This is a genomic window from Pseudomonas sp. Sample_10 (genome assembly GCF_004321495.1).
In the GTDB taxonomy this organism is placed as follows: domain Bacteria; phylum Pseudomonadota; class Gammaproteobacteria; order Pseudomonadales; family Pseudomonadaceae; genus Aquipseudomonas.
This window is the reverse complement of the sequence record NZ_RCOE01000063.1, coordinates 149,299-161,946: the sequence shown is the minus strand read 5'-3', so window position 1 is coordinate 161,946 and position 12,648 is coordinate 149,299. Positions and strand designations below refer to the sequence as shown.

12 protein-coding genes are annotated in these 12,648 nt (G+C 58.3%); 3 read left to right on the top strand and 9 right to left on the bottom strand.

Annotated features, from left to right (window positions below; genetic code table 11):
* Nucleotides 1-39: 39 nt before the first annotated feature.
* Entirely contained in the window at nucleotides 40-1,134 is a 1,095-nt protein-coding gene (gene rimI, locus D8U18_RS05905; RefSeq protein WP_131107265.1) for a ribosomal protein S18-alanine N-acetyltransferase, read from the bottom strand.
* 92 nt (nucleotides 1,135-1,226) lie between these two features.
* Here rimI and D8U18_RS05900 point away from each other — a divergent pair, with 92 nt between their 5' ends.
* Entirely contained in the window at nucleotides 1,227-2,825 is a 1,599-nt protein-coding gene (locus D8U18_RS05900) for a RimK family protein (protein WP_131107264.1), read from the top strand.
* A 7-nt stretch (nucleotides 2,826-2,832) separates the two neighbouring features.
* On the top strand, nucleotides 2,833-3,756 hold the full coding sequence (locus D8U18_RS05895) for a magnesium transporter CorA family protein (RefSeq protein ID WP_056855430.1): 924 nt from the start codon (nucleotides 2,833-2,835) through the stop codon (nucleotides 3,754-3,756).
* A 149-nt stretch (nucleotides 3,757-3,905) separates the two neighbouring features.
* Here D8U18_RS05895 and eco read toward each other — a convergent pair whose 3' ends face one another.
* On the bottom strand, nucleotides 3,906-4,388 hold the full coding sequence (eco, locus tag D8U18_RS05890) for a serine protease inhibitor ecotin (RefSeq protein ID WP_130930946.1): 483 nt from the start codon (nucleotides 4,386-4,388) through the stop codon (nucleotides 3,906-3,908).
* A gap of 291 nt (nucleotides 4,389-4,679) precedes the next feature.
* Between eco and D8U18_RS05885 the strand changes: the two genes are divergently transcribed.
* Nucleotides 4,680-4,952: a DUF1652 domain-containing protein gene (locus D8U18_RS05885; protein WP_130905595.1), complete on the top strand. Its 273-nt coding sequence runs from the start codon at nucleotides 4,680-4,682 to the stop codon at nucleotides 4,950-4,952.
* A 93-nt stretch (nucleotides 4,953-5,045) separates the two neighbouring features.
* Here D8U18_RS05885 and D8U18_RS05880 read toward each other — a convergent pair whose 3' ends face one another.
* The 7 genes from D8U18_RS05880 to D8U18_RS05850 form a co-directional block, all read right to left on the bottom strand.
* A complete protein-coding gene (locus D8U18_RS05880) occupies nucleotides 5,046-5,315 on the bottom strand; it encodes a DUF2790 domain-containing protein (RefSeq protein ID WP_130930947.1) in 270 nt (89 codons plus the stop codon).
* A gap of 191 nt (nucleotides 5,316-5,506) precedes the next feature.
* A complete protein-coding gene (locus D8U18_RS05875; RefSeq protein WP_056855426.1) occupies nucleotides 5,507-6,445 on the bottom strand; it encodes a carbohydrate kinase in 939 nt (312 codons plus the stop codon).
* Nucleotides 6,446-6,458: 13 nt separating this feature from the next.
* The gene (xylB, locus tag D8U18_RS05870; RefSeq protein WP_131107263.1) at nucleotides 6,459-7,955 is read right to left on the bottom strand and encodes a xylulokinase; all 1,497 of its coding nucleotides are present in this window, start codon (nucleotides 7,953-7,955) and stop codon (nucleotides 6,459-6,461) included.
* A 205-nt stretch (nucleotides 7,956-8,160) separates the two neighbouring features.
* On the bottom strand, nucleotides 8,161-9,633 hold the full coding sequence (locus D8U18_RS05865) for a mannitol dehydrogenase family protein (RefSeq protein ID WP_131107262.1): 1,473 nt from the start codon (nucleotides 9,631-9,633) through the stop codon (nucleotides 8,161-8,163).
* 16 nt (nucleotides 9,634-9,649) lie between these two features.
* Nucleotides 9,650-10,753: a sn-glycerol-3-phosphate ABC transporter ATP-binding protein UgpC gene (gene ugpC, locus D8U18_RS05860; RefSeq protein WP_056855423.1), complete on the bottom strand. Its 1,104-nt coding sequence runs from the start codon at nucleotides 10,751-10,753 to the stop codon at nucleotides 9,650-9,652.
* Between the two features lie 129 nt (nucleotides 10,754-10,882).
* On the bottom strand, nucleotides 10,883-11,713 hold the full coding sequence (locus D8U18_RS05855) for a carbohydrate ABC transporter permease (RefSeq protein ID WP_007936731.1): 831 nt from the start codon (nucleotides 11,711-11,713) through the stop codon (nucleotides 10,883-10,885).
* A gap of 8 nt (nucleotides 11,714-11,721) precedes the next feature.
* Nucleotides 11,722-12,621, bottom strand: coding sequence for a sugar ABC transporter permease (locus D8U18_RS05850; RefSeq protein ID WP_236708491.1), 900 nt, complete (start codon nucleotides 12,619-12,621; stop codon nucleotides 11,722-11,724).
* Nucleotides 12,622-12,648: the final 27 nt, after the last annotated feature.

Sequence of the window (12,648 nt, the reverse complement as noted above, 5' to 3'; positions counted from 1 at the left end):
ATGCGCGACCTGGAGGCGCCGCCGCAGGCTGCGATCTTTTCAACGGTTATGCAGGATCACCGCCGCCCTTAACTTGTCCCGACCAAAGCTGCACATCTTCTCGAATTCCCCATGGCTGACCGGCACATGCTGGCAGTCCATGGTTTGTCGATGCTGGCTGTGGTCCACATCGGGATCGTGCAGATAGACGAATTCGTCGTCGCAATCGGTAACGATCACCCAGTGCGGTGATTTGGAGCGAGTCAGGCGATAGCTGCTGATCAGTACCAAAGGCTGACCGCCTTGCTCCAGCAGCCGTGGGAGGTCCAGCTGTCCGCCGATTTCGCACTCGACGTCGCTGGCAAGCAGCTGTTCAGTGAACGCTTCGTGCACCAGACGCATTACGTCTTTTTTATGCTCGTTGCGCACGCCGTCGAGAAACAACGGCCCGCTCATGCTCAGTTGCAGACGCACCCGAAACCCGCGGCGCCAGGCCGCCAACGCCAAGCCTTGAGGGCTGCAGCCACCGTGGCCGGAGGTCATGAAAACGGTAGTCGCCTCGCGCCAGATCTGCAGTTCTTCGCGGCGTTGCGGATATTGGTCACGCTGCAGTGCGGCCATGGCCATGATCAGGCAAGCCGGACCGCAGGTGAATTCGGTGGTTTGTGCGTAATAAGGCACTTGAACGTTACGCGACTCGCGATGCTCAAGGATGCGTTTTTGCAGGCGCAGCGCATCGGCATGGTCCTGGTAATAGTCATGAATCACGGCGAAGCGCCGGTAGCCGTTGCGTTCATACAAGGCAATCGCCGCAGGATTGTCGATACGCACCTCCAGCCGCAAATAAGCACAGTCGTGCTCCAGAGCGCAGGCCTCGACGCGATCGAGCAATTTTTTACCCAATCCGTTGCCTCGCGCCTGGGCGGCGATGGCGATCGAATACAGTCGTGCCAGCGACGTACCTCGATGAAATAGCACCACGGCGTAACCCAGCAAATGCTCACCGTGCTGTGCTACCAACAGTTGCCCGTGGGCACGAGTAATCATCCATTGAAAGCTGCGACTGTTGAGCCGATCGGTGGTGAAACACTGCTCTTCCAGTTGCAATAACTGAGGCAAGTCTTGCAATACCGCCAAACGAAATAATGTATTCATACGACCGCCGTAAAAGTTGCGTAACGAAACGGGACTTTCGAAAAACATCGTGCTTAATAGGAAAGGTCTTGTTCACCAACGGATCGATCACTATGTCAGCGGTACAAGGTCATTGGCGCGAAGTATCCGAGCAAACTTTGCCGGCGGCAATCACTTCTGAAACTTATTTAAAAGGTTCTTCAAATGAGTCGGGTAGAACTTCCAGCCAGTTGATTATCATCGTCGAACGCAGGGAGGACTGGGCTTCCTACTTTCCCAGCGAGGACATTGTCACGGCCCAGGAATACCTGGAACAAACCCGCAACAACGATCAGGGCAAGCGGGTTCAGGTCATCAACCTGTGCCGCAGCTACAAGTATCTGGGGCACGGGTACTACTGCTCGCTGCTGGCAGAGGCCCGTGGGCACAAGGTCATTCCCTCTGTGCGAACCATCAGTGAACTCACCCGTAAATCCTTGTACGGTCTAGCGTTGGATGACTTGGATAAAACCCTGGAAAAAGCGCTTAGTCATCATGCTTACAGCGATACCGAAGGTTTTACCCTGACACTTTACTTCGGCAAGACCAATATCGAGCCGTTGCAGGATTTGGCGCGGCAATTATTTGAAGTATTTGCCTGCCCGATTCTGTTAGTTGAATTTCGTCGAACTAACGGCTGGCACATCGAAGGCGTTAAGTCGGGTGCACTGCATAAGTTGCGCGAAGATCAGGAAGATCAGTTTGCACAATCCCTGGATAGTTTCAGTCGAAAAATCTGGCGCCAGCCGCGATCCCGGCGATTGGCCCGATACGACCTGGCCATTCTGCATGACCCCCAGGAAGCCTTGCCGCCCTCCAATGCCAAGGCGCTGGATAATTTTGTCAGGGTCGGCCGGACGCTGGGGATCGACGTTGATCTGATCGAGCGCAAGGACTATTCGCGAATTGCCGAATACGACGGCTTGCTGATCCGCGAGACCACCAGCGTCGACAACCACACGTATCGATTCGCCAAGAAGGCCGAAAGTGAAGGGCTGGTAGTGATGGACGACCCGGCGTCGATTCTGCGTTGCACCAACAAGGTGTACCTGACCGACTTGCTCAAGAGTCACCAACTGGGCATGCCCGCTACCGAAATACTCTACAAGGAACGACCGGAAGATTTCGAGCGGGTGGGCGAACGCCTGGGGTTTCCGTTGGTGCTGAAGATCCCCGACGGCTGTTTTTCCCGGGGTGTCATCAAGGTGGAAAGCCAGCAAGCCTTGCTCGAAGCTACCGCTGAATTGTTCGAGCATTCGGTGTTATTGCTGGCGCAGGAGTTTTTCTACACCGAGTACGACTGGCGCATTGGCGTGCTGAACCGCAAGCCGATCTTTGCCTGCCAGTACTTCATGTCCAAGGGCCATTGGCAAATCTACAACCACAAGGCCAAAGGCCAGGATATCAACGGTGAGTGCCGAACCCTGGCCGTCCACGAAGCGCCGCGAGCGGTGGTGGAACTGGCAGTGAAGACCGCCAACCTGATCGGCGATGGTCTGTACGGCGTTGATCTCAAGCAGTCGGGGGACAAAGTGGTGGTGATCGAGGTCAACGACAACCCGAACATGGACGCAGGCATCGAAGACGCGTATTTGCAAGACGACCTGTATTCACTGGTGCTGGAAGAGTTCGTGCGACGCCTGGAACTGAAACGTCGCGGCCAGGCCTGGTGATCAGCCGATGATCAAGGGCTTTGAATTGACCCACGGCGCTCTGCACGCCGTCGATCGGCTGGATGCCCCGGTCGTGCTGTTCAGCAATCCCGATGTGGCCGAGCGCGACCTGTTGCACAGCCATTTCAAACTCGATGAACACGCCTTGGCGTCGGCACTCGACCCTGACGAGGTGTCGCGCATCGAGTTTCACCCCGACAACCTGTTCCTGATCTGGAAACGCCCGGAAAACTACTCCGGCTCGCAGAGCCTGGCGTTTGAAGTGTCATCCTGTGGCTTGCTGTTTTGCCCGGACCGCTTGCTGGTGATCGCCACCGATGACGCGCCGCTGAGCGGGTTGGGCAAGCGTCAGGCGCTGAACACGCCGCTGGATGTGTTGCTCGATCTGCTCTTCAACAACATCCATCACTACTTGGGTCACCTCAAGGTGATCAAACTGGTTGCCCGGGAGCTGCAGCAGAAATTCAATGCGTCGATGCAGAATCAGCACCTGATCCAGATGTTCAACCTCAGCGAAAGCCTGATCTATTACATCAACGCCATCCACAGCAACGGCGCGGTCCTCACCCGACTGCGCAACCACGCAGAAAAGCAACACTTCAATGCCCATGCCATCAGCCTGATCGACGACCTGATCATAGAAAACAACCAGTGCTACAAGCAGGCGGAAATCTACTCGACGGTGTTCTCCGGGCTGATCGACGCGCGGGGCAATCTGATGAACAACAGCATGAACAACCTGTTGCGCAAACTGACGTTGATCAATGTGGTGTTTTTGCCGCTGAACCTGATCGCAAGCATCGGCGGAATGTCCGAATTCAGCATGATGACGGCAGGCACGCCGTGGTGGATTTCTTATCCGTTGTTCTTGAGCGCGATGCTGCTGGGGGCAGGGGTGATGGTGCTGGGGCTCAAGCGCTTGGCGAAATGAATCGGGTGATGTTCACCAGGCCTGTGGGCGCGAGCCTGCTCGCGATAGCCGCTTCCAAATCGCCAAAATGTCCGGATCAGAGCTGTTGAACCGCATCCATGCGGCCGAGCGCGCCGCGTTTGGCGACGCGTTGGCATGATGTGCAAGGATTATTCGGCAACGGCTTTTTCGACTTTGGTCGACGCCGACCAGATCCTGTAACGTACCTCTACATCCTCAGGTACATAGAGCACGATCGGCAGTTTGCTGTTGTAGCGCAGCATGAAACCGTCACCCACCACGGGCACGAAATCCTGTTTGCGCTTGCCGTCCGGGCAGGCCATCAGGGTGCTCATCGGGCCGATGACTTTTTCCAGTCGGTAAAACGGATAACCCCAGCCTTCGAGGTTTTTTTCCTCAAGCATGCCGCCCAGGCGTTGGCGGTTGCAGTCGACGGCAAGGGTCTTGCCAGCGAGGATTTCGACCTGGAAATCGTCTTCCCGGGTTTGCGGTGCCAAGTGAATGACCTGGCGACTGAAGCCGTCCTCGGCTTTTGGAAATGGCGCGGTTTTTTCCAGCGTTGCCCCGTGGATGACGCCCGACAGTGCAGCCGCGATAACGCCGATGGATGTGCGAACAATTAAAGGACTCATGGTGCCTCCTTGCAGGTAAACAGAAGCGAACGATCGCCTGCGCGCATTCTCCCTGCCACGGGCACTCGATGCAAACTCACGCTGTGTGCAATTTGCAGGGCTATCTGAGGCCGATAGTGCAATTTGCATGACGGTTGTTACAGGTTGTTAACCTAAACCTCTGATTTACCGATGAGCTGCATAGCTGAATTCAAGGCATGTTTTATGCTGTAGATGTTCTTAAGCTGACCGGGATCGCACACGAGTCAGCCATCGATAACCGTTGGCAGTCTCACAAAGGAGAGGGTCGCCATGTTTCTTTCTGCCTTGGAACTTCGCAACATCATTGAAAGCAGTTTCCTGCCGAAACGCTGCCAATGCTCGCTCTCTCCGGACCTCAAGATGACCGTCAAGGTCTTCGCGGAGGATGGCACTGATACCCTCGATCTATTGAGGACAGATATCGATGCCCAGCATCTGAACAGCTGCAGGGAAATCCATGAGTTGATTGCGGGGCTGCGCTCAGACCTTTACCACCATCACGGGGAAAACGAGCACCGTGAGGTGCTGGGCAAAGCGCTGTAGCCCAACGTTTGAATCTGCCGTGCGCTGCGGGCCTGGATCAAAACACCAGGCCCAGCGCCAGATCGAACGCATAAATGCAACTTGTGCGATGAGTCAGTTTTGATAACTGCAAGCGTCCGACAGTTTTCGGTAGGCGAGTTCCGCGGGTTTGCCCGACTGCTGATCGATATACGTCATCGTTGCCGTGATCACTTCACAATCCATCGTCGTGGGTTCGGTCAGGGCAATCACTTTGCCAATGTGCAGGGGCATCCCGTAATGATACGAGGGTATCGCGTCGGCGACGGTGGTGTCCGCTACGGTAAAACCTGAAAAGCTGGCACAGACAAGAGCTGAAGAAACGAGCAAAACGCGCGAGTTCATGGGGCAATCTCCAGTGCAGACGGAAGTCAGCTCGACGGATCGTCGAACCTGCCGCACTGGGCGTCAGAGAACTCTGAGGGCGTGCGGTCCAGTAAGTGTTGGACTGCACGATTAAGCATTGGTTAATTCTCCTGAATGCCACCTGTCGCTTTGCCACTACCGTTCGGCGGACGACCACACCATCAGGTGCGTTATGCCAGTTGTTTTCGATAGGGCAGGTCCGGCCCGGTTTTGCCGCAAGTCAGTGCCGCTGCCTGAACCGCAAACCGCATCATCGCTTCGATCTGCTCGCGGCTGAGCTCACGCAATCCCTCGATTGAATCCAGTTGTTGCTCAGTCAACCAGGCAATCAACGCCGCCTGAAAAGTATCGCCAGCGCCCACGGTATCTGCGATTTTGACCGCGCAGGCCGGCACCGACCACGAACCATGGACCCGGCTGAACACCGTCGCGCCTTCGCCACCGCGCGTCAGGAACACCAACTGGCAACGGTGCTGCAGCCAGCCCTCGATGACCCGCGCAGGGTCCTGTTCGGGATACAACAGGCGCAAATCCTCATCGCTGACCTTGATCAGGTCGGCATGTTCGACCAGCGTGGCCACGCGCGAACGCCACAACTCGATATTTGGCTCGGGGTTGAGGCGCACGTTCGGATCGAGGCTGATCAGGCGTTTACCGCTTTCCCGTCGCACCAACGCCAGCAGCGTGTCGGCAATCGGTTGCACCACCAGCGAAAACGAGCCGATGTGCAAGCCGCGTACGTCAGGCCCAAGTTCCGGCAGATGCTCAACTTTCAATTGCCGATCGGCACAACCTTCGCCACGGAAGCTGTAATGTGGCGAACCATCAGCACCCACCGCAACCATCGCCAGCGTGGTTGGTGCGGCGAAATCCCGTAGATAGCCGGTTTGTACCCCTTCGTCCTGCAGCACTTGCAACAGTCGTCGGCCAAGGTAATCGGTGGACAACCCGGCAAACAGCGCCACGTTCACACCCAAACGGCGCAAACCCACCGCGACATTGAACGGCGAACCGCCGGCAATCGCCTTGAAATTCACTTTTGAAGCCAGGCCACTGGCATCGTTTTCACTGAAAAAATCAAACAGCGCTTCGCCACACACCAGATACATAATTGCTCACTCTTCAAAGGGTTGCGACATGCTGTTGATAGCGTTCGTAGGCTTGCTGCGAAGCCACGACGTTTTGTGCAATGGGCAAGGTTTCACTCGCCGGGTCGAGCTTCACGCAGCGCTCGCACAGATCCGCCAGGCTCTCTTCTCGGCCGCTTTCCCGGGACTTGCACCACGCCGCCTGAATTGCCGCCCCAAGGGACGCGGCTTCGCTTTGTTCAGTGCAGACCACCGCAGTGTTCATGATGTCCGCGACTACCTGGCGCCATACCGTACTTTTCGAGCCGCCGCCGATCAGGCAAATGCTGCGGCTTTGTAAGCCATTTTGCCGCAGCAGGTCCACACCGAAACGCAATCCGAAGGTCGTGCCTTCAACCACTGCACGGCACAGATTGGCCTGGGTCAGGTTGGTCATGGTCAAGCCGCGCACGCTGCCGGTAGCGTGGGGCAGGGCGGGTACGCGTTCACCATTGAAAAACGGCAGCACACAAACGCCTTCGGCACCGATCGGTGCCTGGGCCGCGAGTGCATTGAAGCGATCGATATCCAGCTCGAATAACTCACGGAACACCCCGGTGGCATTGGTCAGGTTCATGGTGCAAATCAAGGGCAACCAGCCACCGCTCGAAGAACAGAATGTGGCGACTCCAGCGTCCGGGCTGACGATCGGTTGATCGGCATAGGCGTACACCGTGCCGGATGAGCCGAGACTCATGGTGATGGCGCCTGGCCGAATATTGCCGGTGCCGATGGCGCCCATCATGTTGTCGCCACCGCCGCTGGAAACAAGGGCTTGCGGATTGATACCCAATCGTCCAGCGATCGCCGGCAAGATCGTACCGACCGCTGCGTGCGCGTCGATCAGCTCCGGCAATGCCGCTTGCAGGCGCCCGCTCGGATCGATGTCGCGCAGCAATTGTAAATCCCACTGGCGAGTGCGCACGTTGAAATAGCCCGTGCCGGAAGCATCGCCGTACTCGCTGCAACTGCGGCCGGTGAGCCAGAAATTCAGGTAATCATGGGGCAACAGAATGCGGGCGATTCGGGCAAATACCGCCGGGTGCTGTTCTTTGGTCCAGAGCAGCTTAGAGACTGTGTAACCCGGTGCGATGACCACGCCAAGGCGCTCCAGCGAACCTTTTTCACCGCCCAGGCGTTCGAGAAGGCGATCGTTCTCGGCGCTGGTTTCGGTGTCGCACCAGAGTTTGGCGGGGCGCAGGACCTGGCCCTGATCATCGAGCAGGACGAGGCCGTGTTGTTGTCCGGACACACCGATGCCGAGGATCGATTGGCCATCGACACCGGCCGCCAGCAATGCGTGGCGAGTGGCGCTGGCGAAAGCATCCAGCCACTGAGCGGGGTCCTGCTCGCGACGGCCGTTGGCGCCGCTGATCATGGTGTGGGCAGCGGCGCCCTGGCCAATCACGGCACCACTGACCGCATCGAGGATAATGGCTTTGGTGCCTTGGGTGCCGCAGTCGATGCCGAGGAATAATTGTTGGTCTGCCATGGTGGGTCCTTGGTGTATGAAGATCGTTCCCATGCTCTGCGTGGGAACGCCTCAATGGACGCTCCGCGTCTGCTTCTGGATGGGGACGCAGAGCGTCCCGGGCTGCATTCCCACGCAGAGCGTGGGAACGATCAGAAATCACTGTGGGAGCGGCGGTGCGACGATTCGACTTGCCCGCGATGACGGCAGCAGATTCACCGCATGCTTACGCCAGAACCCGCTCAAGCGTGCGCGTCACACCCACCTCGCGCAAACTGTTGCAACACCACTCAAACGCCGCGACAAACTCTGCCGAGCGAGGGATCGCGGTGCCGAAAATCTCCTCAACCTCCAGCAAGCGCTGGGTGATCAATACGTCGTCGGCCACCAACGCCTGACAGAACGCCGCCCGTGGATCCGGTATCGAGTAGGTATCGCCATTTTCATCCACGCCTTTCAAGTACAAGGCCCATGCGGCCACCACCAGCGCCGCACGCTTGGTCTCGCGGCCATCGGCGATCAAGCGGTTGATGGTCGGAATGGTGAACTTGGGAAACTTCGACGACCCGTCCGAGCACACACGTTCCAGTTGATCGGCAATGGCCTGATTGGAGAAGCGTTCGACCAGCGTGTTCTTGTAATCGGTCAGGTCAATGCCTGGCACTGGCGCCAGTTGCGGCGTGACGTCGAGGTCCATGTAGGCACGCATGTAGCGCACGAACAGCGGGTCGTTCATGGTTTCGTGAACGAAGCGATAGCCCTTCAAGAACCCTAGATAGGTCAGGGCCAGATGACTGCCATTGAGCAGTTTGATCTTCATCTCTTCATAGGGCGTGACATCGTCGGTGAACTGCACGCCGACCTTTTCCCAGGCCGGCCGGCCATTGACGAACTTGTCTTCCAGCACCCATTGCACAAAGGGTTCGCAGACCACCGGCCAGGCGTCATCGACGCCATGTTTGTCCGCCAGCAGCAGGCGATGCTCAGTACTGGTCATCGGCGTGATGCGGTCGACCATGGCGTTGGGGAACGTCACGTTGCGCTCGATCCAGTTGCGCAACTCGGCGTCCCGCAGCGCGGCGAATGCCAGCAGTGCTTTGCGAGTGACCGCGCCGTTGTGCGGCAGGTTATCGCAGGACATCAAGGTAAACGCGGGTATACCTGCGGCCCGGCGCTTGGCCAGTGCCGCGCAAAGAAAACCGAACACGGTTTTGGGTGAGTCCGGCTTGGCGAGGTCGTGCTGGATCTGCGGCAGGTGCGCCATGAACTCGCCGTTGCTGTCATCGATGCAATAACCGCCCTCGGTGATGGTCAGCGAGACGATGCGAATCTGCGGGTCGGCGAGTTTGTCGATCAGCGTTTGCGCACCGTCCTCTGCCAGCAGCATGTCGCGAATGGCGCCGATTACCCGGACTTCGGTGTCATCGGTATCACCCAGCTCAAACAGGGTGAACAGGCAATCCTGTTGCTTGAGATCGTCGCGGGCGCGGCGGTCTTCGGCACGCAGGCCGACGCCGCAGATCGCCCAGTCCAGGCCCTCGCCGGTGTTCATCAGCGCGTCGGTGTAGTACGCCTGATGGGCGCGATGGAAACCGCCGACGCCGATGTGGGCGATACCTTGGCGCGTGTCGCTCAGGGCGTAGGCGGGCAGTGCCACTTCGGGGGCGAGGCGGTTGAGGTTCTGTTTATTCAGTTTCATCACACACTCTCGCAAATCAGGCAGCAACGCGCAAAGGACGGGTCAGCGCCACGCCGTCGGCATCGAATAAATGGCAGTGTTCGGCATCCAGATGCAGGCTCAGGGTTTCGCCATAACGGCTGGCGAGGTCACCGCGTACACGCATGGTGAGGGCTTCGCCGGAAGCGGTGCGAACATGGCAGAAGGTGTCGCTGCCCAGGCGTTCGCTGACATCGGCGGTGACTTGCAGTGTGCAATCGCCGGGTTTGGCCAATTCCAGGTGCTCGGGGCGAATGCCCAGCGTCACCGCACCGCCGACGCTCAGCTTGGCGCCGCTCAGCGCCAGGCTGATGCGGGTGCCGGCGTCCAGTTGCACTTCACAGCCCTGGCCATTGACCTGAGTGATCCGGCCTTTGAGGAAGCCCATTTTCGGCGTGCCGAGAAAACCGGCGACGAACAGGTTGGCCGGCTGGTGATACAGATCCAGTGGCGAGCCGACTTGCTCGATCTTGCCGCCGTTGAGCACGACGACTTTGTCGGCCATGGTCATGGCTTCGACCTGGTCGTGGGTCACGTAAATCATCGTCGCTTGCAGGTCTTTGTGCAGGCGCAGCAACTCCAGACGCATCTGCACCCGCAGCGCCGCGTCGAGGTTGGACAGTGGTTCGTCGAACAGGAAGATTTTCGGGTTGCGCACAATGGCCCGGCCGATCGCCACACGCTGGCGTTGCCCGCCGGACAGTTGCTTGGGCTTGCGCTCGAGCATCGGTCCCAACTCCAGGATGCGCGCCGCTTCGCCGACTTTCTTTTCCACTTCGGCCTTGGGCACGCCGGCCAGATCAAGGGCGAACGACATGTTTTTGCGCACGCTCATGTGCGGGTACAAAGCGTAAGTCTGGAACACCATCGCCAGGTCTCGCTTGGCTGGACTGACTTCAGTGATGTCGCGGCCATCGAGTTCGATGGTGCCACCGCTGACTTCCTCCAGCCCGGCGATCAACCGCAGCAGGGTGGATTTACCGCAGCCCGATGGGCCGACGAAGACCACGAATTCCTTGTCGTTCACTTCAAGGTCAATGCCCTTGATGATGGAAAAGCCTTCAAAGCCTTTTTGCAGGTTCTTGATTTTCAGGTTGGCCATGGTGATGGGCCTCCGCATGTTTTTATTCATTTAAACCGGACGGCTTTTCGTAGGAGCCAGGCTTGCCGGCGAAGGCAATTTGACGGGCGCCTTCGCCGGCAAGCCTGGCTCCTACAAGGGGCGAACCGTTTATTTCACGGCGCCAAACGACAGGCCGCGCACTAATTGCTTCTGGCTGATCCAGCCGAAGATCAGGATCGGCGCGCAGGCCAGGGTCGAGACCGCCGACAACTTGGCCCAGAACAACCCTTCGGGGCTGGAATACGAAGCGATCAAGGCGGTCAGCGGCGCCGCTTTCGATGAGGTCAGGTTCAGCGACCAGAAGGCTTCGTTCCAGCACAGGATCAGCGACAGCAAAACCGTGGAGGCCAGGCCACCCTTGGCGATCGGCAGCAGCACGCGGACCATTTCCTGCCACAGCGTTGCGCCATCGAGGCGGGCGGCTTCGAGGATGTCCTTGGGGATGTCCTTGAAGTAGGTGTAAATCATCCAGACCACGATCGGCAGGTTGATCAGGGTGTAGATCACGATCAGCGCGATGCGCGTGTCGAGCAGGCCGAAACTCTTGGCCAGCAGGTAGATCGGCATCAGCACGCCCACCGGCGGCAGCATTTTGGTCGAGAGCATCCACAGCAGCGTGCCCTTGGTGCGCTGGGTTTCGTAGAACGCCATCGAGTAAGCGGCCGGCACCGCGATCAGCAGGCACAGGGCCGTGGCGCTGAAGGAAATCACCACCGAGTTCCAGGCGAAGCTGAAGTAGTCGCTGCGCTCGTTGATGTGCAGGTAGTTCTCCAGCGTCGGCGTGAAGATGAACTGCGGCGGCGTGGCGAACGCGTCGATTTCGGTTTTGAAACTGGTCAGCACCATCCAGAAGATCGGGAAGAAAATCAGGATCGCGATGGCCCAGGCCAGGGTGCCGAGCAGCAGGCTTTGCAGACGGCGTGATTGTTGAAGGGTCATGGCAGGCCTCAGGCTTTGTCAGTCAGGTTTTTGCCGATCATCCGCACCAGCACGATGGCCGCGATGTTGGCGATCACCACGGCAATCAAGCCGCCAGCCGAGGCCATGCCGACATCGAACTGCACCAGCGCCTGGTTGTAGATCAGGTAGGCGAGGTTGGTCGAGGCGTAGCCGGGGCCGCCGTTGGTGGTGGTGAAGATTTCGGCGAACACCGAGAGCAGAAAGATGGTTTCGATCATCACCACCACCGCAATCGGCCGCGCCAGGTGCGGCAGGGTCAGGTGCCAGAAAATCGCCAGTGGCCCGGCACCGTCCAGGCGCGCGGCTTCTTTTTGTTCCTGATCGAGGGACTGCATGGCGGTCATCAGGATCAGGATCGCGAACGGCAGCCATTGCCACGAGACGATGATAATGATCGACAGCAGCGGGTAGTGCGCCAGCCAGTCCACCGGTTGCGCGCCGAACAGCTTCCAGACGTAGGCGAGGATCCCCGACACCGGATGGAAAATCAGGTTCTTCCAGATCAGCGCGCCAACCGTGGGCATGATGAAGAACGGTGAGATCAGCAACACCCGCACGATGCCGCGACCGAAAAACTCGCTGGCCTCCAGCAATGCACTGATCAACACGCCGAACACCACGCTGATCAGCAGCACACTGCCCACCAGCAACAGAGTGTTGCTGGCACCGGGCAGGAACCCCGAATCGGTTAGGAAATAGGTGAAGTTTTCCAGCCCGATGAACTCGTTCTCGCCGGGATTGAGCAAGTTATAACGAATCGTCGAGAAGTAGACGGTCATTCCCAACGGCACGATCATCCATAACAGCAGCAACGCTACCGAAGGGCTGACGAGAAACCAGCCGGGGTTGACCAACCGGCTCTTGCGTACCGGTTGGGGCATTTCCATGTGAGCTTTGGCAGTTGAAGTATTCAT